The sequence below is a fragment of the Streptomyces sp. NBC_01476 genome (genome assembly GCF_036227265.1).
Taxonomy (GTDB): Bacteria; Actinomycetota; Actinomycetes; order Streptomycetales; family Streptomycetaceae; genus Actinacidiphila.
Map to the genome: position 1 here is coordinate 6,555,470 of NZ_CP109446.1, position 26,145 is coordinate 6,581,614.

Annotated in this window: 23 protein-coding genes; 11 read left to right on the forward strand and 12 right to left on the reverse strand. The window is 72.5% G+C overall.

Translation table 11 applies throughout. The features are described from left to right. Positions 1-29: 29 nt before the first annotated feature. From OG552_RS28640 to OG552_RS28650, 3 genes are all read right to left on the reverse strand, one after another. A complete protein-coding gene (locus tag OG552_RS28640) occupies positions 30-713 on the reverse strand; it encodes a hypothetical protein (RefSeq protein ID WP_329137780.1) in 684 nt (227 codons plus the stop codon). A gap of 341 nt (positions 714-1,054) precedes the next feature. Beyond that, positions 1,055-2,584 (reverse strand): MFS transporter, encoded by a 1,530-nt coding sequence (locus tag OG552_RS28645; protein WP_329137782.1) that lies wholly within the window; start codon positions 2,582-2,584, stop codon positions 1,055-1,057. Positions 2,585-2,815: 231 nt separating this feature from the next. Next, on the reverse strand, positions 2,816-3,652 hold the full coding sequence (locus OG552_RS28650; RefSeq protein WP_329141225.1) for a helix-turn-helix transcriptional regulator: 837 nt from the start codon (positions 3,650-3,652) through the stop codon (positions 2,816-2,818). Positions 3,653-3,809: 157 nt separating this feature from the next. On the opposite strand from OG552_RS28650, the gene OG552_RS28655 reads away from it, so the two are divergent. Further along, positions 3,810-5,492: an AMP-binding protein gene (locus tag OG552_RS28655; protein ID WP_329137784.1), complete on the forward strand. Its 1,683-nt coding sequence runs from the start codon at positions 3,810-3,812 to the stop codon at positions 5,490-5,492. Next, positions 5,489-7,153, forward strand: coding sequence for an AMP-binding protein (locus OG552_RS28660; protein WP_329137785.1), 1,665 nt, complete (start codon positions 5,489-5,491; stop codon positions 7,151-7,153). Before OG552_RS28655 ends, OG552_RS28660 begins: the two co-directional genes overlap by 4 nt. On the opposite strand, the gene gcl is transcribed toward OG552_RS28660, so the two are convergent. The 4 genes from gcl to OG552_RS28680 all read right to left on the reverse strand — a co-directional run bounded on the left by gcl (position 7,137) and on the right by OG552_RS28680 (position 12,073). Next, a complete protein-coding gene (gene gcl / locus OG552_RS28665) occupies positions 7,137-8,918 on the reverse strand; it encodes a glyoxylate carboligase (RefSeq protein WP_329137787.1) in 1,782 nt (593 codons plus the stop codon). The two genes, OG552_RS28660 and gcl, sit on opposite strands and share 17 nt — an antisense overlap. A gap of 325 nt (positions 8,919-9,243) precedes the next feature. Further along, a complete protein-coding gene (locus OG552_RS28670; RefSeq protein WP_329137789.1) occupies positions 9,244-9,981 on the reverse strand; it encodes a hypothetical protein in 738 nt (245 codons plus the stop codon). 314 nt (positions 9,982-10,295) lie between these two features. After that, entirely contained in the window at positions 10,296-11,195 is a 900-nt protein-coding gene (locus OG552_RS28675) for a 2-hydroxy-3-oxopropionate reductase (RefSeq protein ID WP_329137790.1), read from the reverse strand. Between the two features lie 59 nt (positions 11,196-11,254). Further along, the gene (locus OG552_RS28680; protein ID WP_329137792.1) at positions 11,255-12,073 is read right to left on the reverse strand and encodes a TIM barrel protein; all 819 of its coding nucleotides are present in this window, start codon (positions 12,071-12,073) and stop codon (positions 11,255-11,257) included. A gap of 257 nt (positions 12,074-12,330) precedes the next feature. Between OG552_RS28680 and OG552_RS28685 the strand changes: the two genes are divergently transcribed. The 6 genes from OG552_RS28685 (at position 12,331) to OG552_RS28710 (ending at position 16,358) form a co-directional block, all read left to right on the forward strand. Beyond that, positions 12,331-12,630, forward strand: coding sequence for a hypothetical protein (locus OG552_RS28685; RefSeq protein WP_329137794.1), 300 nt, complete (start codon positions 12,331-12,333; stop codon positions 12,628-12,630). Continuing rightward, the gene (locus tag OG552_RS28690; RefSeq protein ID WP_329137796.1) at positions 12,627-13,016 is read left to right on the forward strand and encodes a helix-turn-helix domain-containing protein; all 390 of its coding nucleotides are present in this window, start codon (positions 12,627-12,629) and stop codon (positions 13,014-13,016) included. The genes OG552_RS28685 and OG552_RS28690 overlap by 4 nt, the downstream gene beginning before the upstream one ends. A gap of 91 nt (positions 13,017-13,107) precedes the next feature. Continuing rightward, the gene (gene uraD, locus OG552_RS28695; protein WP_329137798.1) at positions 13,108-13,623 is read left to right on the forward strand and encodes a 2-oxo-4-hydroxy-4-carboxy-5-ureidoimidazoline decarboxylase; all 516 of its coding nucleotides are present in this window, start codon (positions 13,108-13,110) and stop codon (positions 13,621-13,623) included. Further along, on the forward strand, positions 13,620-14,039 hold the full coding sequence (gene uraH, locus OG552_RS28700; RefSeq protein ID WP_329137800.1) for a hydroxyisourate hydrolase: 420 nt from the start codon (positions 13,620-13,622) through the stop codon (positions 14,037-14,039). Before uraD ends, uraH begins: the two co-directional genes overlap by 4 nt. Before the next feature lie 4 nt (positions 14,040-14,043). Next, positions 14,044-14,955, forward strand: a complete 912-nt coding sequence (gene pucL, locus OG552_RS28705; RefSeq protein ID WP_329137803.1) for a factor-independent urate hydroxylase — start codon at positions 14,044-14,046, stop codon at positions 14,953-14,955. 11 nt (positions 14,956-14,966) lie between these two features. Beyond that, positions 14,967-16,358, forward strand: coding sequence for an 8-oxoguanine deaminase (locus OG552_RS28710; protein ID WP_329137805.1), 1,392 nt, complete (start codon positions 14,967-14,969; stop codon positions 16,356-16,358). 131 nt (positions 16,359-16,489) lie between these two features. On the opposite strand, the gene aceB is transcribed toward OG552_RS28710, so the two are convergent. Next, on the reverse strand, positions 16,490-18,115 hold the full coding sequence (gene aceB / locus OG552_RS28715) for a malate synthase A (RefSeq protein ID WP_329137807.1): 1,626 nt from the start codon (positions 18,113-18,115) through the stop codon (positions 16,490-16,492). A 158-nt stretch (positions 18,116-18,273) separates the two neighbouring features. Then, positions 18,274-18,966 (reverse strand): nucleotidyltransferase family protein, encoded by a 693-nt coding sequence (locus tag OG552_RS28720; protein WP_329137809.1) that lies wholly within the window; start codon positions 18,964-18,966, stop codon positions 18,274-18,276. 118 nt (positions 18,967-19,084) lie between these two features. Here OG552_RS28720 and OG552_RS28725 point away from each other — a divergent pair, with 118 nt between their 5' ends. Together OG552_RS28725 and OG552_RS28730 are read left to right on the forward strand one after the other, a co-directional pair. Then, a complete protein-coding gene (locus OG552_RS28725) occupies positions 19,085-21,109 on the forward strand; it encodes a serine/threonine-protein kinase (RefSeq protein WP_329137810.1) in 2,025 nt (674 codons plus the stop codon). Between the two features lie 99 nt (positions 21,110-21,208). Continuing rightward, on the forward strand, positions 21,209-21,571 hold the full coding sequence (locus OG552_RS28730) for a DUF5955 family protein (RefSeq protein ID WP_329137812.1): 363 nt from the start codon (positions 21,209-21,211) through the stop codon (positions 21,569-21,571). Between the two features lie 46 nt (positions 21,572-21,617). On the opposite strand, the gene OG552_RS28735 is transcribed toward OG552_RS28730, so the two are convergent. Next, positions 21,618-22,388, reverse strand: coding sequence for an IclR family transcriptional regulator (locus tag OG552_RS28735; RefSeq protein WP_329137814.1), 771 nt, complete (start codon positions 22,386-22,388; stop codon positions 21,618-21,620). A 153-nt stretch (positions 22,389-22,541) separates the two neighbouring features. On the opposite strand from OG552_RS28735, the gene allB reads away from it, so the two are divergent. Beyond that, entirely contained in the window at positions 22,542-23,912 is a 1,371-nt protein-coding gene (allB, locus tag OG552_RS28740) for an allantoinase AllB (RefSeq protein WP_329137816.1), read from the forward strand. An 18-nt stretch (positions 23,913-23,930) separates the two neighbouring features. Here the strand turns inward: allB and OG552_RS28745 are convergent, their stop codons facing one another. Beyond that, on the reverse strand, positions 23,931-25,286 hold the full coding sequence (locus OG552_RS28745) for a GH1 family beta-glucosidase (protein WP_329137818.1): 1,356 nt from the start codon (positions 25,284-25,286) through the stop codon (positions 23,931-23,933). A 19-nt stretch (positions 25,287-25,305) separates the two neighbouring features. Beyond that, on the reverse strand, positions 25,306-26,145 hold the full coding sequence (locus tag OG552_RS28750; protein WP_329141227.1) for a carbohydrate ABC transporter permease: 840 nt from the start codon (positions 26,143-26,145) through the stop codon (positions 25,306-25,308).

Consider the following 26,145-nt stretch of genomic DNA (forward strand, 5'->3'; position numbering starts at 1 on the left):
CGTGCACGGGCGGTGCGAGGTCCTGTGCTTCAGGGTCGCCGGGCCGCCGGATCGGTGTCAAGGTCCGCCTGATGCCTGCTGGTTCCGCATGTCCAGCGCGGCGTGGGGGCGTTCAGCGTCAGGGCGCGGCCGCTGTCGGTGTACCGGACCCGCCAGCGGAAGGCCACGGCGTGCAGCGGCGTCGACGTGGCCGCCGGGGCGGCCCGTACGCAGGTGGACATGAAGGCGTGCACGTCCACCGACACGCTCTCCAGCGGCGCCACATCGCCGAGGTCGCACCACAGATCGGCCGGCGACGCGGTGTTCACCCGGCCCAGGCACCGCCCGTCGGACGCGCCCACGGTGTTGCCCTCGTCGCTCCGCTCCATCAGCACCTGTACGTCCTGGGCGGTGGCGCTTCCAGTGTTGACGACGGTGAGCGTGAAGTCGCCGTTCTGGTCGCGGGCGACCTCGGTGTCGACCGGGGCCACCGAGCCGTGGAGGGAGGTGCCGCCGCGGTCGTCCGCCCCGGGCGGTGCCGGCAGGGGCCGGATGCCGGGAGTGGGCACGCGCGGCACAGCGCCCAGCGGGGGCACCGGAAACGCGCTCGAACCGTCCGCCGCCACCAGCAGCAGCCCGCAGGTGAGCGCGAGGCAGCCGGGGACACGGGCCAGGGCGCGCAGCCGTGCGCGCGGCCGGGGGCAGGGCCGGGAACGTGAGGGCAGGTACTTCATGGGCGGGCCTTCCGTGGGGGGAGGGGGATCGCCCAGCAGCCTGCCGCGCCCGGCCCCCGCGGGCGCGGAACCCGGCGGCGCGGGCCCGCCAAATGCACCCGCATGCCCGGCGTCCGGCGTGCAGACCCGCGCGGATCGGGGGCAGGAGAGCGGTGTGCGGGGAGCACACAGACGGCCGCCCCGCCGGTGCACACGGGGGTCGTGCACCGGCGGGGCGGCTGTACAGGGGGGCGAAGTGGCTACCGGGTGTCCCGTCCCCACGATGACCCGGTGGCCCGCCCCCCGTCCCCGGCTGCTCTCCGCTCAGAAGCGTCGCCGGGGGGTTTGGGGCGGCTCACGCACTACATGTGGACGGTCTGCACGCCTTCCGGGTCCTCCTTGATGCGGCCGTTGGTGAACATCAGCAGTGCCAGGACCGCGCCGACCGCGAAGAGGCCGGCCGACCACCAGTAGGCGGTGGAGTAGCTGTGCAGCTGAGACTGGGCGACCACCGGCGCGGACAGCTTCTTGCCCACGAGGTAGCTGGCCGCGGCGCTCGCCGCCAGCGTGTTCAGCAGTGCGGTACCGATCGAACCGCCCACCTGCTGCATGGTGTTGACCGCGGCCGAGGCCACGCCGGCGTCCCGCGGGGCGATACCGGAGGTGGCCACGCTCATCGCGGGCGGCAGCGCCAGGCCGATGCCCACACCGGTGACGATCAGCGGCGGCAGTACGTTCGCCGCGTAGGTGCTGCCCAGGTCAAGGGCGGTGAGCCAGGCCATGCCGCCGGCCGCCAGCGCCATGCCGAGCGGCACGATCGGCCGCGGCCCGAACCTCGGCAGCAGCATGTTGGTGGCCAGCTGTGCGGCGACCATCAGCGCGCCGATCATCGGCAGGAACGCCAGGCCGGTCTTGACCGGCGTGTAGTGCAGCGACAGCTGGAGGTAGTAGGTGAGGAAGAGGAACACGCCGAACATGCCCGCACCGGAGATCGCCAGCATGATGAAGGACGCGCCGCGGTTGCGGTCGAGCAGGACACGCAGCGGCAGCAGCGGGTGCTCCGCCCTGGTCTGCCACCAGGTGAAGGCGGCCAGCAGCACGGCGCCAAGCGTCAGGAAGCCCCAGGTCAGCGGGGAGCTCCAGTCGTGGGTCTCGGCGTTGGAGAAGCCGTAGACCACGCCGACCAGGCCGGCGGTGACCAGCACGGTGCCGGGGACGTCCAGCTTGGGCCGGTCCGCGGGGGCGCCCTTGCGCAGCAGCGCCATGCCGCCGAGGAAGGCGATGACGGCGAAGACCAGGTTCACGTACAGGGTCCAGCGCCAGCTCAGGTGCTCGGTGAGCACGCCGCCGAGCAGCAGGCCGATACCGCCGCCCGCGCCACCGATGGCGCCGAAGATGCCGAACGCCTTGGCGCGTTCCTTGGCGTCGGTGAAGGTCGTGTTGAGCAGCGACAGGGCGGCCGGTGCGAGCAGCGCGCCGAACATGCCCTGCAGGGCGCGACCGGTGACCAGCACCTCGAAGTTCTGGGCGGCGCCGGCCAGTGCGGAGGCGCCGGCGAAGCCGACCACGCCGATCAGGAAGACGATCTTGCGGCCGACCAGGTCGGCCAGCCGTCCGCCGAGCAGCAGCAGGCTGCCGAAGGCGAGGGAGTACGCGGTGACGATCCACTGGCGGTTGCCGTCGCTGAAGCCGAGCGCCTTCTGGGCGGAGGGCAGGGCGATGTTCACCACGGTCGCGTCGAGGACAACCATGAGCTGGGCGATGGCGATGATGGTGAGGACCCACCAGCGGTGGTTCGGCTTCTCCACCCTGGCGCCGGGGAGGTCCTTGTCCAGCGACGGACCGGCGGCGGGTTCGCCGACGTGCGCGTCGGCGGCTGATTGTGTCGACATGCGTGGGACTCCTGTGTGGGACGGGTGATCCGCAGGAAGAACGAAACGGTTTCGTACTCGATTGACCGTACGACTGCCCTTATCGAAACGCAAACGTTTCGCAGGCGTCCGGGGTGTGCCTCTCCTCACACCACCCCCGGCTCAACCCTTTCGGCTCCCGGCGGCGTCTTCCGCCTTACGCGTCCACCCGGCGCGGCCGGCGGCCCGGCGAGGTGTCCCCCGGCCCGCGGGTCACGGCAGCAGCCCGGCCCGGCGGGCGGCCACCACCGCTTCCAGCCGGGTGTGCGCCCCCAGCTTCCGCATCGCCGAACGCAGATAGCTCTTCACCGTCTCCGGCCGCAGCCGGAGCCTGGCGGCGGCTGCCGCGTTGGTGGCGCCGGAGGCGACGGTGGCGAGCACGTCCAGCTCCCGCGGGGTCAGCTGGGCCGGCGGGAGGACCCGCTCCGCGGTGGTGCCGCCGGGCGGCGTGCTGCCCGCCGCGGCCAGCCGGGAGCAGGCGGTCAGCAGTTCCTGCCGCAGCCGCGGGTCCGGGATGCGCACCGCCAGCGCCCGCAGTTCGGTGTGGGCCGCCCTGACCTCCTCCCAGGCCCGCGGATCGGCGGTCGGCGGAGCCTGCGCGAAGGAGAGCAGCCGGTGCGCCTCGTCGCGGACCGCCAGCGCCTGTTCCAGCTCGCGGGCCGCGTCCAGTGCCACGGTCAGCGCCCGGTCGCCGAGCGCGTACGGCTGCCGCAGCGCCCCGTAGAGCACCCCGCGCACCCGCCGGTGCACCACCACCGGGACCGCGAGCACCGAGCGCAGGCCCTCGACGGCGACCGCGGCGTCGTACTCATGGCTGATGCTGCGCGCCGAACCGTAGTCGGTGACCGCGAAGGGGCGGCCCATCGCCAGCGTCTTCCCGCCCAGACCGTTGCCGGTGGCGATGCCCAGGCCGCGCAGCGACTCGGTGGCGGCGCCGGAGAGTTCGGTGATCCGGAACCTGCGGGCGCCATGACCGGCCGGCTGGCCCGCGCCGCCCGCACCCGCCACCAGCCCGCCGAAGGTCACCGGCAGCAGCCCCGACCCGCGCATCCGCAGCAGTGCCGCCCGCACCTCTATGGCCTCGCCCCGCGCGTCCACCCCAACCGCCTCCTCGCCCTCCTCGCCCTCCTCACCCCCGTCCGGGGGTAGTGAGACCCAGGTCACTACCGCACGATGCTACGTGGGGGCTCATCGACGAGGAGGGCACATGCCGGCATCGGAGGCGACCGGGGAGTTCCGGTCCGCCCGGGACTTCCTGCTGCGCTACCGGGAGGACTATCCGGCCGCCAGGGAAGGCTTCCGCTGGCCCCGCCCCGAGCACTTCAACTGGGCGCTCGACTGGTTCGACGTCATCGCCGGCGACCCGGCCAACGCCGGCCGCCCCGCCCTGTGGATCGTGGAGGAGGACGGCACCGAGACCAGGATCTCCTTCGCGGAGATGTCCGAGCGCTCCGCCCGGGTCGCCAACTGGCTGCGCGCACAGGGCGTACGGGCCGGCGACCGGGTGCTGCTGATGCTCGGCAACCAGGCGGAGCAGTGGGAGACCGTCCTCGCGGTGATGAAGCTGCGGGCCGTGGTCATCCCCGCCACCACCCTGCTCGGCCCCGCCGACCTGCGGGACCGCATCGACCGCGGCGAGGCCCGGCACGTGGTGGCGCGCTCCGCCGACACCGGGAAGTTCACCGGCGTGCCCGGCGGCTACACCCGGATCGCGGTCGGCGACGAGGTCCCCGGCTGGCTCGCCTACGCCGACGCCTACGGATCCGAACCCGGCTTCACCCCCGACGGTGTCACCCGTTCGGCCGATCCGCTGATGCTCTATTTCACCTCCGGCACCACCGCCAAGCCGAAGCTGGTCGAGCACACCCACGTCTCGTACCCGGTCGGGCACCTGGCGACCATGTACTGGATCGGGCTGCGCCCCGGCGACGTGCACCTCAACATCTCCTCGCCCGGCTGGGCCAAGCACGCCTGGTCCAGCCTCTTCGCGCCGTGGAACGCCGAGGCGACGGTCTTCGTGCACAACTACAGCCGTTTCGACGCCGGCCGGCTGATGGCCGAGATGGAACGGGCCGGGGTGACGAGCTTCTGTGCCCCGCCGACGGTCTGGCGGATGCTCATCCAGGCCGACCTGAGCGGCCTGAGCACCCCGCCGCGGGAGGCCGTCGCGGCCGGCGAACCGCTCAACCCCGAGGTGATCGAGCACGTCAAGCGGGTGTGGGGGACGACGATCAGGGACGGCTTCGGACAGACCGAGACCGCCGTGCAGATCGCCAACAGCCCCGGGCAGCCGGTGAAGGCCGGCTCCATGGGCCGCCCCACCCCCGGCTACACCGTCACCCTCATCGACCCGGTCAGCGGCCTGCCCGGCGACGAGGGCGAGATCTGCCTCGATCTGAGCGAACGCCCGGTCGGCCTGATGACCGGGTACGCGGGCGCGCCCGACCTCACCGAGGAGGCCATGGGCGGCGGTTACTACCGCACCGGGGACATCGGCCGCCGCGACCAGGACGGCTGGATCACCTACATCGGCCGCTCCGACGACGTCTTCAAGTCCTCCGACTACAAGATCTCGCCGTTCGAGCTGGAGAGCGCGCTGCTGGAGCACGAGGCGGTGGCCGAGGCGGCGGTGGTGCCCGCGCCGGACGATCTGCGGCTGTCGGTCCCCAAGGCGTATGTCGTGCTGGCCGAGGGCTGGGAGCCCGACGGCGCGACCGCGAAGGCGATCTTCGCGCACTCGCAGGCCGTGCTGGCGCCGTACAAGCGGGTCAGGCGGCTGGAGTTCGCCGAACTGCCCAAGACCGTCTCCGGCAAGATCCGCCGGATCGAACTGCGCGAAGCGACCATGCACGACGGCAGCAGGGAGTTCCATGAGGAGGACTACCGGTGACGGAGCCGGCGCCGAAGGCCCCTTATCCACCGGACGAACCGTCCTACGCGCACGGGACGGGGGTGACGGCCTTGCTGGGTGACACCATCGGCCGCAACCTCGACCGGGCGATCGCCGCCCACCCCGCCCGGGAGGCGCTGGTCGACGTCCCCAGCGGCAGGCGCTGGACGTACGCCGAGTTCGGCCGCGCGGTGGACCAAGTGGCGCTCGGCCTGCTGGCCCGCGGCGTCATCAAGGGCGACCGGGTCGGCATCTGGGCGCTGAACTCCCCGGAGTGGGTGATGGTGCAGTACGCCACCGCCCGGCTCGGCGCGATCATGGTCACCATCAACCCCGCCTACCGGCTCCACGAGCTGGAGTTCGTGCTCAACCAGGCGGGCGTCGGGCTGCTGATCGCCTCCACCGAGTACCGCACCAGCGACTACCGGGCGATGGCCGCCGCGGTCCGCCCGAAGTGCCCGGCGCTGCGCGAGGTGGTGCACATCGGCGACCCCTCCTGGGACGCGCTGCTGGCCGCCGGCGCTTCCCGCGACCCGGCCGAACTCACCGCCGCCGAGGCCACATTGAGCTGCGACGAGCCGGTGAACATCCAGTACACCTCGGGCACCACCGGCTTCCCCAAGGGCGCCACCCTCTCGCACCACAACATCCTCAACAACGGCTATTTCGTGGGCGGTACGGTCGGCTACAGCGAACAGGACCGGGTCTGTCTGCCGGTCCCGTTCTACCACTGCTTCGGCATGGTGATGGGCAACCTCGGGGCCACCTCGCACGGTTCGTGCATCGTCATCCCGGCGCCCGCCTTCGACCCGGCCGCGACGCTGCGCGCGGTGGAGCAGGAGCGCTGCACCTCGCTCTACGGCGTCCCCACCATGTTCATCGCCGAACTGGGCCTGCCGTCCTTCGCCTCCTACGACCTCAGCTCGCTGCGCACCGGCATCATGGCCGGGTCGCCCTGCCCGGTCGAGGTGATGAAGCGGGTGATGGCCGAGATGCACATGGCCGAGGTGTCCATCTGCTACGGGATGACCGAGACCTCGCCGGTCTCCACCCAGACGCGGATGGACGACGACCTGGAACACCGCACCGCGACCGTCGGCCGGGCGCTGCCGCACATCGAGGTCAAGGTGATCGACCCGCTCACCGGCGTCACCGTGCCGCGCGGCACCACCGGTGAACTGTGCACCCGCGGCTACTCGGTGATGCTCGGCTACTGGGACGAACCGGAGCGCACCAGGGAGGTGGTGGACGAGGGGCGCTGGATGCACACCGGGGACCTGGCGGTGATGCGGGACGACGGCTATGTCGCCATCGTGGGCCGGATCAAGGACATGATCATCCGCGGCGGCGAGAACGTCTACCCGCGGGAGATCGAGGAGTTCCTGTACGCGCATCCCAAGGTCTCCGACGTGCAGGTGGTCGGGGTGCCGGACGAGCGGTACGGCGAGGAGATCCTGGCCTGCGTGATCCCGCGCGACCCGGCCGATCCGCCCACCCTGGCGGAGTTGACGGAGTTCTGCTCCGGGCGGCTCGCGCACTTCAAGATCCCGCGCCGGCTGCGGATCCTGGCCGCCTTCCCGATGACGGTGAGCGGCAAGGTCCGCAAGGTGGAACTGCGCGGGGACTTCGCTTCCGGCGGGGACGTCAGCCCAGCGGGATGATCTCGGTCGGCGCCTGACCGGGCGCGGTCGCCAGTTCCTCGAACTCCACCACCTCGCCGATGTCGGCGGTGGTGCTCATCGAGATGTTGGTGATCCGCTCCAGGATCGCCTCGACCACCACCGGGACCCGGTGCTCGGCGGCCAGCTTCTTCGCCTGCTCGAAGGCCGCGCCCAGCTCCGCCGGGTCGGTGACCCGGATCGCCTTGCAGCCCAGTCCCTCGGCGACCTTGACGTGGTCCACGCCGTAGACGCCCAGCTCCGGCGAGTTGAGGTTCTCGAACTCCAGGTTGACCTGGAAGTTGATGTCGAGGCCGAGCTGGGCCTGCCGGATCAGCCCCAAGTAGGCGTTGTTCACCAGCACATGCACATACGGGATGCGGTGCTGCGCGCCGACCGCCAGCTCCTCCAGCATGAACTGGAAGTCGTAGTCCCCGGACAGGGCGACCACCGGGGTGTCCGGGTCGGCGACCGCCACCCCGAGGGCGGCCGGCACGGTCCAGCCCAGCGGGCCGGCCTGGCCGCAGTTGATCCAGTGCCGCGGCCGGTAGACGTGGAGCATCTGGGCGCCGGCGATCTGCGAGAGGCCGATGGTGGTGACGTAGCGCGTCTCCGGGCCGAAGGCGCGGTTCATCTCCTCGTAGACCCGCTGCGGCTTCATCGGCACGTTGTCGAAGTGGGTGCGGCGGTGCAGCGTCGCCTTGCGCTGCCGGGCGGACGCCGCCCACGCGGTGCGGTCCGGGAGCCGGCCCGCGGCCTTGAGTTCACCGGCCACCTCGATGAAGAGTTCCAGTGCCGCCCCGGCGTCGGAGGCGATGCCGTAGGCCGGAGCGAAGATCCTGCCGATCTGGGTGGGCTCGATGTCCACGTGCACGAAGGTGCGGCCCTTGGTGTAGACGTCGATCCGGCCGGTGTGCCGGTTGGCCCAGCGGTTGCCGATGCCGAGCACGAAGTCGGACTCCAGGAAGGTCGCGTTGCCGTAGCGGTGCGCGGTCTGCAGGCCCACCATGCCGGCGTTCAGGGCGTGGTCGTCGGGGATGGCGCCCCAGCCCATGAGCGTGGGGATGACCGGCACGCCGGTCAACTCGGCGAATTCCACGAGCAGTTCGCAGGCGTCGGCGTTGATGACACCGCCACCGGCCACGATCAGCGGGCGCTGTGCGGCGCCGAGCATCGCCAGCGCCTTCTCGATCTGGGCCCGGGAGGCGGCCGGCTTCCACACCGGCAGCGGCTGATAGGTCGCGGGGTCGAACTCGATCTCGGTGAGCTGGACATCGAGGGGCAGGTCGACCAGGACAGGGCCCGGGCGGCCCGAGCGCATCAGATGGAAGGCCTGCTGGAAGACACCGGGCACCTGTGCGGCCTCCAGCACGGTGGTGGCCGCCTTGGTGACCGGCCCCGCGATGGAGGCGATGTCGACCGCCTGGAAGTCCTCCTTGTGGAGCACCGCGGTCGGCGCCTGGCCGGTGACGCACAGGATCGGGATCGAGTCGCCGGTCGCCGAGTAGAGGCCGGTGATCATGTCGGTGCCGGCCGGGCCCGAAGTGCCGATGCAGACACCGATGTTGCCGGGCGCGGTACGGGTGTAGCCCTCGGCCATGTGGGAGGCGCCCTCCACATGCCGGGCGAGCGTGTGGCGGATGCCGCCGGACGCCTTGAGGGCCGCGTAGAACGGGTTGATCGCCGCACCGGGCACCCCGAACGCGGTGTCGATGCCCTCCAGCTTCAGGATCTCCACGGCCGCACGGGCGGCGGTCATACGAGGCATGAGTCTCCCTCTCCAGGCGTGAGCCGGGTCTTCTCCGTCGTGCGCGGTGCGCCGGGGCGCTCTCGCTCATTTCCGCAGTACGGAAAAGCAGTTCTGCAATATGGAATGAACATAAGGCGGGGTGCGGCAGCCGTCAAGGGAGGGGCGAAGGGGGCGTGCGCCGAGGCGGGCGAGGGCGCGGGCGCACCACGAAAGCGCCCGGCACGCGTCGCGCGGCCGGGCGCCCTGAAAGGTGCCGGAAGGGTGCTGAGAGGTGCTGAGAGGTGCTGAGAGGTGCTGAGAGGTGCTGCGAGGTACTGAGAGATGCTGGGACGCGCTGCCCGGGTCAGTCCCCGGTGCCGGGCCCCGACCGGATCAGTTCGCCGGCCGCCTCGTTCACCGGCTGCGGGGTGCCGGTCAGATCCATCACGAAGAGCGGTACGCCCAACTCGTCGGCGCGCAGCCGGGCGTCGTGCGCGTAGCCGGCCAGCGAGAAGAACGCCCCGGTGGCGTCCTCGTTGGCGCAGTTGAGCCAGAGGCACTCGACCTCGCGCAGCGGGGTCGGCAGCGTCGTCGGATCGACCTGCGCCACCAGGCCGTCGCCGCGCAGATCGATGCCGCTCGCGGTCCGGTCGCCGGCCGGCCGTACCCCGCCGAAGCCGAGCCACTTCAGATAGTGGGAGGCGGCCGACAGCGCGTCGCGGGCGGTACGGATGGTCACCGGCCGGAACGGCGGACGCTCGGTGGTCGGCGGCGGCACCTGGCCCACCGGCGCCGGCGCCGTACCGTGCGGCGCCGCCGGTTCAAGGGTTCCGGTGACCGCCTCGCCGGCCACTGGCAGCCGTACCAGCGCGCCGCAGGAGCAGTCGAACTCCGGCTGCGGCCACTGGTCGCAGCGCCCGCAGTCGGGGCAGCGCAGCCGTACCCAGGAGTCCTCCCACGACCGGTACGGAATCGCGACCGGCGGACCGCCGTGGTGCACCGGCGGCGCCAGCGGGGTGCCGCAGGCACAGGGGAACGTCGGGGCGGTGTAGCGGTGTACACGCCCGCAGGCCGGGCAGCACACCCGCACGTTCTCTGCCATCGCTCGCAACTCCCGGTCGGCCGTGGCGGATACGCCCAAGACGTCTGCACCCATAGTGCAGGAATCCGGCGCCGCCGGGAGCCGCTGGGACCGTACCCGTACGACCGGTGACCCGCGGCGCCCCGACCACCCGCGGCGCCCCGACCACCCGCGGCGCCCCGACCACCCCGCGGTGTCCGGGCACGCAGCCGTCCCGGGCCCCCGCCCGTGGTGCCGTCCGGCGGTGCGGTTGGCGCGACAGGATGTCACGCACCGCCGGACGGGGACTTCGTCGGGCCCTGGCGCGTATGCCGGGACCCGGAGGAGGGCCGGGGTCAGTCCTTGACCGGCAGGCCCGAGAGCCGCTCCACCCCGCGCAGCAGCGCCGAGTGGTCGAGGCCGCCGTCGCCCTGGGCCCGCAGCGAGGCGACCAGACCGGCGACCACCGCGCCGACCGGCAGCGCGGCGCCGACGGTACGGGCCGCGTCGGTGACGATGCCCATGTCCTTGTGGTGCAGATCGATCCGGAAGCCGGGTGTGAACTCCCGGTCGAGGAAGTTCTGCTTCTTGCGGGCCAGCACCGTCGAGCCGGCCAGCCCGCCGCCCAGCACCTCCAGCGCCGCGGGCAGGTCCACCCCGGACTTCTCCAGGAAGACCACGGCCTCCGCGCAGGCCTGGATGTTCACCGCCACGATCAACTGGTTGGCGGCCTTCACCGTCTGGCCGGCGCCGTGCGGTCCGCAGCGCACCACCGTCGTGCCGAGGGTGTCCAGGATCGGCCGGGCCTCGTCGAAGTCGGCCTGGCCACCGCCGACCATGATGGAGAGCACCGCCTCCACCGCCCCCGCCTCGCCGCCGGACACCGGCGCGTCCAGCACCCGTATGCCCTTGTCCGCGGCGGCCTTCGCCAGGTCGATCGAGGTCTGCGGGGTGATCGAGGAGGTGTCGATCAGCAGCGCGCCGCGGCGGGCGTTGGCCAGGATGCCGGCGTCACCGTAGGCGATGGCCTCGACCTGCGGAGAGGCGGGCACCATCGTGATGATCACATCGGCGTCCTTGACCGCCTCGGCCACCGAACCGGCCGCGGTGCCGCCGACGGCGGTGAGCCGTGCCAGCTTCTCCGGCTCCAGCGTGTAGCCGGTGACGTCGTAACCTGCTCTGATCAGGTTCTCGGACATGGGCGAGCCCATGATGCCGAGCCCGATCCAGGCGATCGTGGGCAGATGGGTGCTCATGGGGGTCCTCTCGGGGAGTGCGGGTCGGGGGAGGGGCTCGGGGCCCCGGGGCGCGCGCCTCAGCCCAGCCAGCCGAAGCTCGCCGCGCTGCCGGCCGGGCCCGGTTTGTACTCCAGGCCGGTCCATCCGTCGTAACCCGCCTTGCGCAGCGCGCCCAGCAGTTCGGCCAGCGGCAGCGACCCGGTGCCGGGCGCGCCGCGGCCCGGGTTGTCGGCGATCTGCACATGGCCGGTGCGGGAGACGTAGCGGTCGATCACCGCGGGCAGGTCCTCGCCGTTCATCGACAGGTGGTAGAGGTCGAGCAGGAAGCGGGCGTTGCCGAGCCCGCTCGCCTCGTTCACCCGGTCCACCACCGCGACCGCCGCGTCCGCGCCGACCAGCGGATAGTGCGGCGACTCCGGGGCGTTGAGCGCCTCGATCAGCAAGGTGGCACCGATCCGGTCGGCGGCCCGGGCGGCGAGCACCAGGTTCTCCAGCGCGAGCGCGTCCTGCTCGGCCGGGTCCACCCCCGCGACGCGGTTGCCGTAGAGCGCGTTGAGCGCGGTGCAGCCCACCGAGGTGGCGAACGCGGCGGCCACCTCGACGTTGGCCCGGAAGCGCTCGGACTCGGCGCCCGGCAGCGACAGTGCGCCCCGGTCCGGCCCCGGCAGCCGCCCGGCGTAGAAGTTGAGGCCCACCAGCCGGGTGCCTGCCGCCTCCAGGGCGGACCGCAGCTCCGCCAGTACGGCGGGGGCGGGGGTGGGGTCGTCGGGCCACGGCCACCACAGCTCCACCGCGTCGAAGCCCGCGGCCGCCGCGGCGGCCGGCCGTTCCAGCAGCGGGAGTTCGGTGAACAGGATGGAGAGGTTCACATCGAAGCGCGCGTCGGTGAAGCTCACGGGGTGGCGCTCCTTCCGAAATGCGGAAGACTTATTCTGTCTTGTGGAAACAGTGAAGCAGGGTCGGCGTGGCTGTCAAGAGCCGCGGCCAAGAGCCGTGGCCAAGAGCCGTGGCCAAGAGCCGCGGCGGGATCGCCGTAGCCGGTGGCCGCCGCCCGCGCGCACCTCGCGGCCCCGGGCCCGTCGGTTAAGGTCACCTGCGAGTCGCCCTCCGCGGTGGAGGGCCGGCGAACCTCGCAGCCGCCGTGGGGGCCCACATGAGACTGAGGCTGGAATTCACCACCGAGCCGTTCGACCTGGACGAGCCGCCCGAGCACGCCCTGGTGGCCCGTGAGGTGGTCGAGAACGGCACCCTGGAGGCCGTGGACGTCGGCCCGTTCGGCAACACCGCCGAGGGCTCCACCGAGGCGGTGGTCGAGGCGGTCGCCGACCTGCTGCGGCGTACGGTCGCGGTCGGCGCCACCCGCGTGTCGCTGCAGATCAATGTCATCGACGCGGGCTCAGGCACAGACGCAGGCTCAGACGCCGGCGCCGCCGCGCCCCAGGACCAGCGATGAGCCCCGGTGGTCCGCTCCCGCCGGGGCACCCGCTCGCGGTGGCCGTGAAACCGCTGGTCGACGCGATGGGCGCCGAACTCGTCACCCTGGCGGACGCCCGCGGCGACGACGTCGTGCTGAGCTGGGAGGGCGAGCCGGTGCTGGCGGTGCGGCTGCCCCATCTGGCCGATTCACTCGACCACATCCTGGCCGACCTGGAGCGCCGGCACGGACCGCTCGCCCAGCTGGGCCGCAAGGAGAAGCAGACCGTCGTCCGGCTCCTGGAGGAACGCGGCGCCTTCTCGGTACGGCACGGCGTCGAGACCGTCGCCTCCGCGCTCGGTGTCAGCCGCTTCACCGTCTACAACTATCTGAACAGGGAGAACACCGCGCGAACGGGGGAGTGACCGCGCGGCCGGCGCCATTCGGGCGGATCCGTAACCCGGATTTTTCAACAATCTGTTGACGTCCGGCCCGGGCGGCTCTTAGCTTGCGAGGGTGACTTCCAGCGCTCCGCCGGGTCTGGCCCGGTTCAACGACGCCGCCCCGGCCCCGCTGGCCGAGCGGCTGCACGAGGTGTGCGCCAGCGCCGCCTGGGGAGCCGCGGTGGCACGGGGGCGGCCGTACGGCAGTCTCGGTGACCTGCTGGCGGCGAGCGACGCCGCGATGGCGGCACTCACCGCCGCGGACCTCGGCGAGGCGATGGCCGGCCACCCGCCGATCGGCCGCCCCCGGCCGGGTGACCCGGCCTCCGCACGGGAGCAGAGCGGCGTACGGGACGAGGAGCGGGCCGAACTGCTCCGGCTCAACCTCGCTTACCAGGACGCCCACGGCCATGTCTTCCTGATCTGCGCCACCGGCCGCACCGGCGCCGAGATGCTCGCCGCGCTCAAGGAGCGCATCGGCAACGACACCGCGACCGAACGCGAGATCGTCCGCACCGAACTGGGGAAGATCAATCACATCCGGCTCGGCCGGCTGATCGAACGGCTCGCCCAGGAGGACCCGTCATGACGCCCGCGCCGTCCCCCGCATCCCCGTCCCCCTCCGCTTCTGTCTCCACCCACGTCCTCGACACCAGCGCCGGCCGCCCCGCCGCCGCCGTCGCGGTCGAGGTGTCGGTACGCGCCGGCCGCGGGGCCCCGTGGACCGCGCACGCCGTCTCCGCCACCGACGCGGACGGCCGCTGCAAGGACCTGCCGGCGCTGCCGGAAGCCACCACCCACGTACGGCTCCGCTTCGAGGTCGAGCCGTACTTCACCCGCACCTCATCACCCGCAGCCGAGGACCGGCAGGACGCCCCCCGCACAAGGGACAGCGGAGTGTTCTTCCCGGAGGTGGCGGTCGTCTTCGCCGTCACGCCGGGCGAGCGCTATCACGTACCGCTGCTGCTCAACCCGTTCGGCTACTCCGTATACCGAGGGAGCTAGCACGATGACCGACGAAACCCGCCCTGTCCGTGTCACCCGGCTGGGACCCAACCAGTACGGCAAGGCGGAGAACCGTGTCGTGCGGATCATCCGCGACGGCGCCACCCACCACATCAAGGACCTCAACGTCTCGGTGGCGCTCTCCGGCGCCATGGACGAGGTCCACCTGTCCGGCTCCAACGCCAATGTGCTCACCACCGACGCCACCAAGAACACCGTCTTCGCGTTCGCCAGGGAACACGGCATCGACTCCGCCGAGCAGTTCGGCATCCACCTGGCCCGGCACTTCGTCGACAGCCGGCCCTCCATTCACCGCGCCAGGATCCGGATCGAGGAGTACGGCTGGGAGCGCATCCCCCACGAGGGCGCGGGCGAGCACTCCTTCGCCCGCAAGGGCCAGGAGATCCGTACCACCGAGGTCACCTTCGACGACCGGGGCTGGCAGGTGATCTCCGGTCTGAAGGACCTGGTGGTGCTGAACTCCACCGACTCGGAGTTCTGGGGCTACGTCAAGGACAAGTACACGACGCTCCCGGAGACTCGCGACCGCATCCTGGCCACCGAGGTCAACGCCCGCTGGCGGTTCGGCTGGAGCGAGGACGGGCAGCCCGCGCCGGACTGGGAGGAGTCGTACCCGCAGGTCCGCCGGCACCTGCTGGAGGCGTTCGCGGACACCTACTCCTACTCGCTGCAGCAGACCCTCTTCGCGATGGGCACCCGGATCGTCGAGCAGCGGCCCGAGGTGGACGAAGTACGCCTGTCGCTGCCCAACAAGCACCACTTCCTGGTCGACCTGGAGCCCTTCGGGCTGAAGAACGACAACGAGGTCTACCTGGCAGCCGACCGCCCCTACGGACTCATCGAGGGCACCGTGCTGCGGGACGGCGCCCAGGCCCGCATCCCGGTGACGGACTGAGAGGGCTCACCATGACCACCAGCAACGCCCCCGCGCCCGGCCGGATCGTCATCGAGAACGGCGCCGTCGCCACCGTGGACGCGGCCGGCACCGAGTACGCCCGGGGGCATGTCGTCGTCGCCGGGAACCTGATCGAGTCGGTCGGCGCGGGCCCCGCTCCCGGCGGCCTCACCGGCGTCACCCGCCGGATCGACGCCACCGGCCACCTCGTCACCCCCGGCCTGGTCAACACCCACCACCACTTCTACCAGTGGCTCACCCGCGGTCTGGCCCAGGACAGCAACCTCTTCGACTGGCTGGTCGAGCTCTACCCGACCTGGGCGCGGATCGACGAGCCGATGGTGTACGCGGCCGCCGCGGGGTCGCTGGCGATGATGGTCCGCGGCGGCGTCACCACCGCCATGGACCACCACTACGTCTTCCCGCGCGGCGCCGGTGACCTGCTCGGCGCCGAGATCCGGGCCGCGGCCGAACTCGGGGTGCGCTTCACCGCCACCCGGGGCTCGATGGACCGCGGGAAAGCGGACGGCGGGCTGCCGCCGGACTTCGCCGTGGAGACCACAGAAGAGGCGCTGCTGGCCACCGAGTCGGCGATCGACACCCATCACGACGCCTCCTTCGGCTCGATGCTGCAGATCGCCGCGGCGCCCTGCTCGCCGTTCTCGGTCTCCACCGAACTGATGCGGGAGGCGGCGGAGTTGGCCCGCCGCAAGGGTGTGCGGCTGCACACCCACGGCAGCGAGACGGTGGAGGAGGAGAAGTTCTGCCACGAACTGTTCGGGATGGGCCCCACCGACTACTTCGAGTCCACCGGCTGGCTCGGCCAGGACGTGTGGATGGCGCACTGCGTCCATATGAACGACGCCGACATCGCCGCCTTCGCCCGCACCGGCACCGGAGTGGCGCACTGCCCGTCCTCCAACGCCCGGCTGGCCGCCGGGATCGCCCGGGTGCCGGACATGCTCGCCGCCGGAGTCCCGGTCGGCCTCGGTGTGGACGGCACCGCCTCCAACGAATCGGGGGAACTCCACACCGAGTTGCGCAACGCGCTGCTCATCAACCGGCTCGGCGGCGGTGAGAAGGCGCTCAACGCCCGCCAGGCGCTGCGGCTGGGCACCTACGGAGGCGCCCAAGTCCTCGGCCGGGCAGCCGAGATCGGCTCACTGGAGGCCGGCAAGCTCGCCGACCTGGTGCTGTGGAAGCTCGACGGCATCGGCCACGCCTCCATCGCCGACCCGGTGGCCGCGCTCGTCCTCGGCGCGGCGGCCCCGGTCACCCTGTCGCTGGTCAACGGCGTCCCGGTGGTGGAGAACGGCCGCCTCACCCGGGCCGACGAGGAGGCGGTGGCGAAGCTGACCCGCAGCGAGGCGCGCCGCCTCGCCGGGATCGCGGGCCTGGCCTGACCGCCGCCCGCACAGGACCGCCGGCCGCGGAGGGACGGCTCCCGGCCGGCGCCCGGCGGGCGATGCCGCGCCCGCCGGGCCACCGCACCGCTGGAGAGGCAGCGGTCAGCCGGCCGCCCCTGGAGGGGCAGTCAGCCGGCCAGCTGCTCGTACGCCGGCAGCGTCAGGAAGTCGACGTAGTCCGCGTCGAGGCCGGTGCGCAGCAGCAGTTCGTGCGCCTCGGTCCACTTGCCGGCGGCGAACGCGTCCTCACCGACCTCGGTGCGGATCGCCACGAGTTCGTCGGCGGCGACCTGGCGGACCAGCTCGGGGGTCGCCTTCTCGCCGCCCTCGAAGACCACACCCGCGTTGGTCCACTGCCAGATCTGCGAGCGTGAGATCTCCGCGGTGGCCGCGTCCTCCATCAGGTTGAAGATCGCCACCGCGCCCGACCCGCGCAGCCACGCCTCGATGTAACGGATGCCGACCGCGACGGCGTTGCGCAGACCGTCGTAGGTCGGCCTGGCGTCCAGCGAGGCGATGTCGATGAGTTCGGCGGCGGTGACGTGCACGTCCTCGCGCAGCCGGTCCTTCTGGTTCGGCCGGTCGCCGAGCACCGCGTCGAAGGAGGCGCGGGCGATCGGCACCAGGTCCGGGTGCGCCACCCAGGAGCCGTCGAAGCCGTCGCCGGCCTCGCGGTCCTTGTCGGCCTTGACCTTCTCGAACGCCACCTCGTTGACGGCCGCGTCGCGCCGCGACGGGATGAACGCCGCCATGCCGCCGATCGCGTGCGCCCCGCGCTTGTGGCAGGTGCGCACCAGCAGTTCGGTGTAGGCCCGCATGAAGGGCGCGGTCATGGTGACCGCGTTGCGGTCCGGCAGCACGAACCGCTCACCGGCGTCCCGGAAGTTCTTCACGATCGAGAACAGGTAGTCCCAGCGGCCCGCGTTGAGCCCGGAGGCGTGGTCGCGCAGTTCGTAGAGGATCTCCTCCATCTCGTACGCGGCGGTGATCGTCTCGATCAGCACGGTGGCGCGGACGGTGCCCTGCGGGATGCCGGTGTAGTCCTGGGCGAAGACGAACACGTCGTTCCAGAGCCGGGCTTCGAGGTGCGACTCGGTCTTCGGCAGGTAGAAGTACGGGCCCTTGCCGAGGTCGATCAGCCGCTGCGCGTTGTGGAAGAAGTAGAGCCCGAAGTCGACCAGGCCGCCGGGGACCTGCTCGCCGTCCACGGTCAGGTGCCGCTCGTCGAGGTGCCAGCCGCGCGGCCGGGTGACGACGGTGGCGAGTTCGGCGGCGTCCTTGAGCGCGTAGCTCTTGCCCTCGGGGGAGGTGAAGTCGATCCGCCGCTCGTAGGCGTCGATCAGGTTGACCTGGCCGCCGATGACGTTCTCCCAGGTGGGCGCGGAGGCGTCCTCGAAGTCGGCGAGCCAGATCTTCGCGCCGGAATTGAGCGCGTTGATGGTCATCTTGCGGTCGGTGGGGCCGGTGATCTCCACCCGGCGGTCGTTCAGCGCCGCCGGGGCGGGGGCCACCTGCCACGCGCCGTCCCGGATGTGCGCGGTGTCGGGGAGGAAGTCAAGGGAGGCGGTACGGGCGATCTCGGCCCGCCGCTTCGCGCGCAGTGCGAGCAGTTCGGCGCGGCGGGGGGCGAAACGGCGGTGCAGCTCGCCGAGGAAGGCCAGCGCCTGCGGCGTCAGCACCTCCTCCGCGCGGGCCACGGTCGGGGCGGCTTCGGAGACGACGGCCGGGGACGGGGACGGCGCGCTTGCGGACATGCGGGTCACTCCTCCAGAGAGCAAAGGGTGTCGGCGTCCGCCGTGTACGGCCCGGAGGTGCCGCCCACGCCGGGGCGGTGGGCAGGCACGCGGTGCCGGGCCGCGTCGGGATACGGGCGCTTCTGCTAGGTGGAGTGTAGTTTTCGCAGTGCGGAAGTTCAACGTTCTGTGGCACCACGGGCGGTCTCATCGAGAATCCGCAGGTCGGCGGGGGTGTCGATATCCGCCGGGTCCGCCACGTCACCGCACTCCACCAGAAGCGTCTGCTCGGCGTGCTCGCGAAGATACCTACGAGCCCCGCGGTCCCCGCCCGCGCTGCCCGCCACCGCGGCCCAGCGGCTCGACCCGAAGAGGACCGGGTGCCCGCGCTGGGCCCCGTACACCGCCGAGACCAGCGCCGAGGGCAGGTCCTCGCCGGCCCGGGCGGCGGCCAGCACCCGGGCGACCGCTTCGGCGCCGACGCCGGGCTGGTCCACCAGGCAGATCACCGCCGCCCCCGGGTGTCCGGCGCCCGCCGCGGAGCCGGCCCGGCGCGTGTCCGGGGTCTCCGCGTCCTGCTCGTGCCCGGCCAGGGAGGCGAGACCGGCCCGGAGCGAGGTGCCCATGCCCTCCTCCCAGCGCGGGTTCGTCACGATCACACAGCCGGAGAGATCGGCCTGCCCCCGTACCTCGTCCGCCGCCGCGCCCAGCACCACGTGCACGGGGCCGCAGCCGCCCGCCCGCAGCATCTCCACGGCGTGCTCCACCAGCGGCCGCCCCCGGTACGGCAGCAGCGCCTTCGGACGGCCGCCGAGGCGCCGCCCCCCGCCGGCCGCCAGCAGCAGACCGGCCACCTCGCCATTCGTCTCCATGCGTCCTGCATACCGCCTGCCGCACGGTGGCGGAACAGGCCCCTGGCGGCGTGGCGTGTTCCGGTATCGTCAAGCCGTGTCCGGGGCGGGGCGTTGGTCAGGTGAGGGGCGGGGGCTGATGGGCATGGCGCACACCGGTCCGGCCTTCCGGGAACCGGTCTTCGGACCCGCCGCCGCCGACGACCCGGCGGTGGTCTCGGGCCACCGGATCGGCGCGGTGCTCGGCGACGGCGCGCTCGGCCGGGTCTACCTGGCGCACGCCCCCGGCGGGCAGCCGGTGGCGCTCACCGTGCTCCGTGCACGGGACACCGCGGAGCCGGACTTCGCGGCCCGCTTCCACCACCACGCGCAGGCCGCGGGACGCGTACCGGCCGGCCCCTTCACGGTCCCGGTGCTCGGCAGCGGCAAGGAGGGCGACCGCTACTGGATCGCCACCGGTTACGTCCCCGCGGTGTCACTGCGTGCCGCCGTCGCCGGGGCGGGACCGCTGCCCACCCGGACGGTGCTGCGGCTGGTGGCCGGCGTCGCGGAGGGCCTGCGGGCACTCCACGGGGCGGGCGTGGTCCACGGCGACCTGCGGCCGGCCCAGGTGCTGCTCACCGCGGAGGGGCCCCGGCTCAAGGGGTACGGTCTCGCGCCCGTCGTGGCGGATCCGGCGGCCGGCGGCGGGCCGGTCTTCCTCGCCCCCGAACAGGCGGGCGGGAAGCCGCCGTTGGCGGCCACGGACGTCTTCGCCCTCGGGCAGCTCGCCGCCTATGCGTCGATCGGCGCGGCGCCCTTCGGCGAGGGGGCGGCAGGCGCGGTGCTGCCCCGGGTCCAGCAGGAGGAGCCCGATCTCAACGAACTCCCCGGCGAGCTGCGGGAGATCGTCACCCGCTGCCTCATCAAGGACCCGGCGCTGCGGCCCTCACTCGGCCAGATCGCCGCGATGTGCGCCCAGGCCGCGCCGTCCCGCCGTTTCCACCGCCACCCCGCGCCCTGGCTGCCGGCCCCGGTCCTGACCGCCATCATCCCGGCGATGCCCCCACCGGCCCCCCCGCACCCGGCACACCCCCCAGCACCCCTCCAGGCCCCCAGCCGACCGACAGCACCGGCCCCGGGCCCGCCCCTCCAGCCCCCCGGCGCGGGGGGTGCGCCGGGGGCCGTCCCGGGGGCTTCGTTCCAGTCCCCGACCGTCGCCGCATCGCCGGCGCCCGCTGTCGGGCCGCCCCTTCAGCCCCCTGGCGTTGCCGCGCCACCGGCGCCTGTTGCCGGCCCGCCTCTCCAGGCCCCCAGCGCCGGGGGAGCACCGGGGTCTGCCCCGGGGGCGCCCTTTCAGTCCCCGGTCGTCGTCGCGCCGCCGGTGCCCGCTGCCGGGGCGGCGCCCGGGTTCGCCTGGGGGCCCCAGCGCTGGGGGCGGGCGGCGCAGCCGCAGGTGGCGCCGGCCGGGTGGAAGCCGCGGCGGCGGACCGCCGCGGTGCTGGGTGCGGTGACCGGCCTCGCGCTGATCGCCGTCGCGGCACTGGTGCTCGGCGGGGAGTTCCACGACGGCGGCCGGTCCGGCGCGAGCGCGGGTGCCCCGGCGCCCGGCGTGCCGCCGACGGCTGCGCCCACCCCACCCACGGGCGGCAGCGCGGAGCCCTCGCCGCAGGGCAGGTACCAGGGGTTCCGCCTCCCCGCGGGCTACGCGCTCTCGTGGCAGACCGGCTCACCCGTGGTGCGCCCCGGCACCTACAGCGGCGGCTTCGGGTACACCCCGCAGGCCGACGCCTTCGCCACCGACCCGCAGCACGGCACCCTCGCGCTGCTCGACCCGCAGGGCCAGGGGACGCTCGCCGAATGCACCGCGAGCACGTCCCGCATCGTCTCGATCCCCCGGCGGCTGGTGGTCGGCGGCTCCCGGGTGTGCGTACGGTCGCCGAACGGCACCACCGCACTGCTGACCATCCGTCAGATCACCGAGCCCGGCGACCCGCAGCCCGCCGCCACCGTCGACGTCACGGTGTGGCGGCAGCCCGCCGGACCCGCCACAACCACCGGCCCCGCCACAACCGCCGGCCCCGCCACAACCGCCGTAACGGACGGACTCGTCGCAACCGGTGGCCCGACGACCGATCGCCTCCTTCCGCCATCGAATTCGGCGCAGATTTCCACGAGTCTGTAGCGCATCGAGCAAGAGTCGCGTTTACTGATCGGCCCCGGGCGCCGAGGGCCAGGACGCCCGGGCACGAGTACGACTCGATGGGGCAGGTAGTACGTGGTGGTGGGGGAGACTCAGGTGCTCGACGACGACCGCAGCGGCATGGCCGCGCGGCCGGGCGGGGACGGTGCGCCGGGGGGCGCGGCGGTGGGCCTGCAGGATGCGGTGGCCTTGCTGCGGCGTGAACTCGCGGCGTACCGACCGCTGTTACCGGACCGCGCGGTCGCGGAGGACCAACTCGACCAGCTGGCGGGGCAGGCCGCGACGGCCGCCCGGGCCGGCATTCTGCTGGACACAGAACGCCTTCGGCACTCCTTACTCCTGGTGGCCGCCGCGCTCGGCTCGGTCAGCGCGCTGGCCGCCCCGCTGGACGCCCTGCGCGAGGCGGTGGAGACCCTGGCGCCGCCGTACGGAGGCCGCGTCTGACCCCGCCCTCGCGAAAGACGCGAAAGAGCGGACACCGTACCGCCGGTCAGCCGACCGGCGCCCCCGCGCTGCTCAGCGCCAGCGCGAGCCGGCGTGCCACCGCGTGCAGCACCGGCACGATCTTGTCCGTGGCGGCCTCGGTGACCCGGCCCGCGGGGCCCGAGATGGAGATGGCCGCGGCCGTGGGGGAGTCCGGCACGGTCACCGCGAGGCACCGCACCCCGACCTCCTGCTCGTTGTCGTCCACCGCGTAGCCCTGGGTGCGGATGTGCTCCAGTTCGGTGAGGAAGGCGTCCGGCTCCGTGATGGTGTGGTCGGTCGCGGCCGGCATTCCGGTACGGGCCAGCAGCGCGCGTACCTCGTCCGGCGGCACCGCGGCGAGCAGCGCCTTGCCCACCCCGGTGGAGTGCGGCAGTACCCGCCGCCCGACCTCGGTGAACATCCGCATCGAGTGCCGGGACGGCACCTGCGCCACGTACACCACCTCGTCGCCGTCGAGCAGCGCCATGTTCGCCGTCTCGCCGGTCGCCTCGACCAGCTCGGCCAGATACGGCCGTGCCCAGGTGCCCAGCAGCCGGGACGCGCCCTCGCCGAGCCGGATCAGCCGCGGGCCGAGCGCGTACCGCCGGTTCGGCTGCTGGCGGACGTAACCGCAGGCCACCAGGGTGCGCATCAGCCGGTGGATGGTGGGCAGCGGCAGCCCGCTGCTCGCCGACAGCTCGCTCAGACCCACCTCGCCGCCCGCGTCAGCCATCCGCTCCAGCAGATCGAAGGCCCGTTCAAGCGACTGGACGCCCCCGGCGCGGTCAGCAGACACGTGCGATCCCCTCGTTCGATACGGCCCGGTACGGATGGAGCGGAAGGTGATTTTCGCTCTGTGGAATCGTACCGCCCTTGACGTCCACGCGAACGATACCCACGATGTCCGTCAACAGAACGTTGAAGCAGCCGTCGAACCGGAGGTCATACGGTGGTAGAGCCGGTGCAGGGCAAGCAGGTGCTGCGCTCGACGCGCGTGATCACCCCGGACGGCGAGCGCCCGGCCGCGATCCTCCTCGACGGCGGCACGATCGGCGCGGTGCTCCCGTACGACGCGCCGGTCCCACCCGGCGCCCGGCTCACCGACGTGGGTGGCGACGTCGTGCTGCCCGGCCTGGTCGACACCCATGTGCACATCAACGATCCGGGCCGCACCGCGTGGGAGGGCTTCGCGACCGCCACCGCCGCCGCGGTGGCCGGCGGCATCACCACCGTGGTGGACATGCCGCTGAACAGCATCCCGCCCACCACCAGCACCGAGCATCTGGAGATCAAGCGGGACACCGCCCGTGGCCGGGTGCACACCGACACCGGTTTCTGGGGCGGCGCCGTCCCCGGCAACGTCAAGGACCTGCGCCCGCTGCACGACGCGGGGGTCTTCGGCTTCAAGTGCTTCCTGCTGCACTCCGGCGTGGACGAGTTCCCCCAGCTGAATCCGGGCGAACTCGAAGCAGCCATGGCCGAGTTGACCCGCTTCGACGGTCTGCTGATCGTCCACGCGGAGGACCCCGGGATCATCGACGGCGCCCCGCGGCAGGCCGGGCCGAAGTACGCGGACTTCCTCGCCTCGCGCCCGCGGGCCGCCGAGGACGAGGCCGTGGCCGGACTGATCGCGCTCGCCCGGCGGCTCGGCGGCCGGGTGCACGTCCTGCACCTGTCCTCCGGCGGCGCGCTGCCGCTGCTCGCGGCGGCGCGCCGCGAAGGCGTCCGGATCACGGTGGAGACCTGCCCGCACTTCCTCACCCTGACCGCCGAGGAAGTGCCGGACGGCGCCACCGAGTTCAAGTGCTGCCCGCCGATCCGGGAGGCCGCCAACCAGGATCAGCTCTGGCGGGCGCTGGCCGGCGGACTGATCGACTGTGTGGTCTCGGACCACTCGCCGTCCACCCTCGACCTCAAGCACAAGGACACCGGTGACTTCGCCGCCGCGTGGGGCGGTATCTCCTCACTCCAGCTGGGTCTGCCCGCGGTGTGGACCGAAGCCCGCCGCCGCGGCCACACCCTTGCCGACGTCGCCCGCTGGATGTCCGCGGGCCCGGCCCGCCTCGCCGGACTCGCGGCCACCAAGGGCGCCATCGCCGAGGGCTACGACGCGGACTTCGCCGTCCTCGCCCCCGACCGGACCTTCACCGTCGATCCGGCCCGGCTCCAGCACCGCAACCCCATCACCGCCTACGCCGGCCGCACCCTGCACGGAGTCGTGCGCTCCACCTGGCTGGCCGGCCGGGTGGTGGCGCGGGACGGGGCGGTGACCGGCGAGCCCGCCGGCCGGCTCATCGAACGGCCGGCCGGCGGGAGTTGAGCGGTACCGGAATCGCGGTCACGCGGCGCGGCGTGCCTTGCGGCGGTGCGCCCCGATGAGTTCCGCGTACCGGCGGCCACTCCCCTTGATGGTGCGCTTCTGCGTGGTGTAGTCGACGTGCACCAGACCGAAGCGCTTGTCGTAGCCGTACGCCCACTCGAAGTTGTCCAGCAGCGACCAGGCGTAGTAGCCGGCCAGCGGCACCCCGCGGCGGACCGCCCGGGCACAGGCGGCCAGGTGCTCCTCCAGGTACTGGGCCCGCTCCGGGTCGTCCACCTGACCGTCCGCGCCCACCGTGTCGTGGTAGGCGGAGCCGTTCTCGGTGACCAGGATCCGGCTCGCGCCGTACTCCTCGGAGAGCCGGACCAGCAGCTGCTCCAGACCGTCGGCGTTGACCTCCCAGTCCATCGCGGTACGGCGGACACCCGGCAGGTACACCATCTTGGCGTGCGGCGCCGGGCCGGTCGGGTCGTCCGCGATGACCTGCCGGAAGTAGTAGTTCAGGCCCAGCCAGTCCAGCGGCGCGGCGATCGACTCCAGGTCGCCGTCCTTGACCGGCAGGTCGACGCCGTACAGGTCCACCATGTCCTGCGGGTAGCCGCGCCCGTGGATCGGGTCCAGCCACCAGCGGTTGGTGTGCCCGTCGGCCCGCTTGGCGGCCGCGATGTCCGCCTCCCGGTCGGTGGCCGGCTCGCACGGGCTGAGGTTGTTGACGATGCCGATCCGCAGGTCGGAGTGGGCCGCCCGCAGCGCCTGCACGGCCAGACCGTGCCCGACGTGCAGGTGGTACGAGGCCCGGACGGCCGCGGTGAGGTCGGTCAGACCCGGAGCCATGGTGCCCTCCAGGTGGCCGATCCACGCCGAGCAGAGCGGCTCGTTGAGGGTCGCCCAGTCCTTCACCCGGTCACCGAGCGCGTCGGCGACCACGGCCGCGTAGTCGCCGAACCGTTCCGCGGTCTCCCGCTCCGGCCAGCCGCCGCGGTCCTGCTGGGCCTGGGGCAGATCCCAGTGGTACAGGGTCGCGTTGGGGGTGATGCCCGCTTCCAGCAGGCCGTCGACCAGCCGGTCGTAGAAGGCGATCCCGGCCGCGTTGACCGCGCCCGAGCCCTCCGGGACGATCCGCGGCCAGGCCACGGAGAAGCGGTACGCGTCGAGGTCCAGAGCCTTCATCAGCTCCAGGTCCTCGGTCCAGCGGTGGTAGTGGTCGCAGGCGACGTCGCCGGTGTCGCCGCCCGCGACCTTGCCGGGGGTGTGGGAGAAGGTGTCCCAGATGGACGGGGACCTTCCGTCCTCGTCCACCGCGCCCTCGATCTGGTAGGCGGCGGTCGCCGCTCCCCAGATGAAATCGGCGGGAAGAGCGCTCAGGTCGTTCACAAGGTACCTTTCGGTGGGGTTACTTGACGGCGCCGGCGGTCAGTCCGGCGACGAGGTAACGCTGCAGGAGCAGGAATCCGGCGACCACCGGCACGCTCACCACGAGCGAGGCGGCCATGACCTGGTTCCAGTACACGTCGTTCTGGGTTGCGTATCCGCGCAGGCCCACCGCCAGCGTCCGGGTGCTGTCGTTGGTCATGATCGAGGCGAAGAGCACTTCGCCCCAGGCCGTCATGAACGCGTAGACGCAGACCGCGATGATGCCGGGGATGGCGGCCGGCACGACGACCCGGAAGAGCGCGCCGAACGGGCCGCATCCGTCCACCTTGGCGGCCTCGTCGAGGTCGCGCGGGATGGAGTCGAAGTAGCCGACCAGCATCCAGATGGAGAAGGGCAGCGAGAAGGTGAGATAGGTGATGATCAGGCCGAGCCGGCTGCCGTAGAGCTGGATGCCGGTGGAGTTGCCGATGTTGACGAAGATGATGAACAGCGGCAGCAGGAAGAGGATGCCGGGGAACATCTGGGTCGACAGCACCGTGATGGTGAAGAACCGGCGGCCAGGGAAGCGGTACCGGCTCACGCCGTAGGCGGCGAAGATCGCCACCGCCACCGACAGCAGGGTCGCGCTGACCGACACGATCAGCGAGTTCATGAAGTAGTGCGCCAGCGGGACGGTCGACCAGATGTCGATGTACGGCCGGATGGTCAGACCGCTGGGGATCCACTTGAAGGATCCCTGCACGTCCTGCAGCTTCTTCAGCGACGAACTGAGCATCACGTACACGGGGACGAGTACGAAGAGCAGCAGCAGCGTCAGTACGATCCGCCGGGTCCACAGGAAGGACTTCGGCGACGCCAT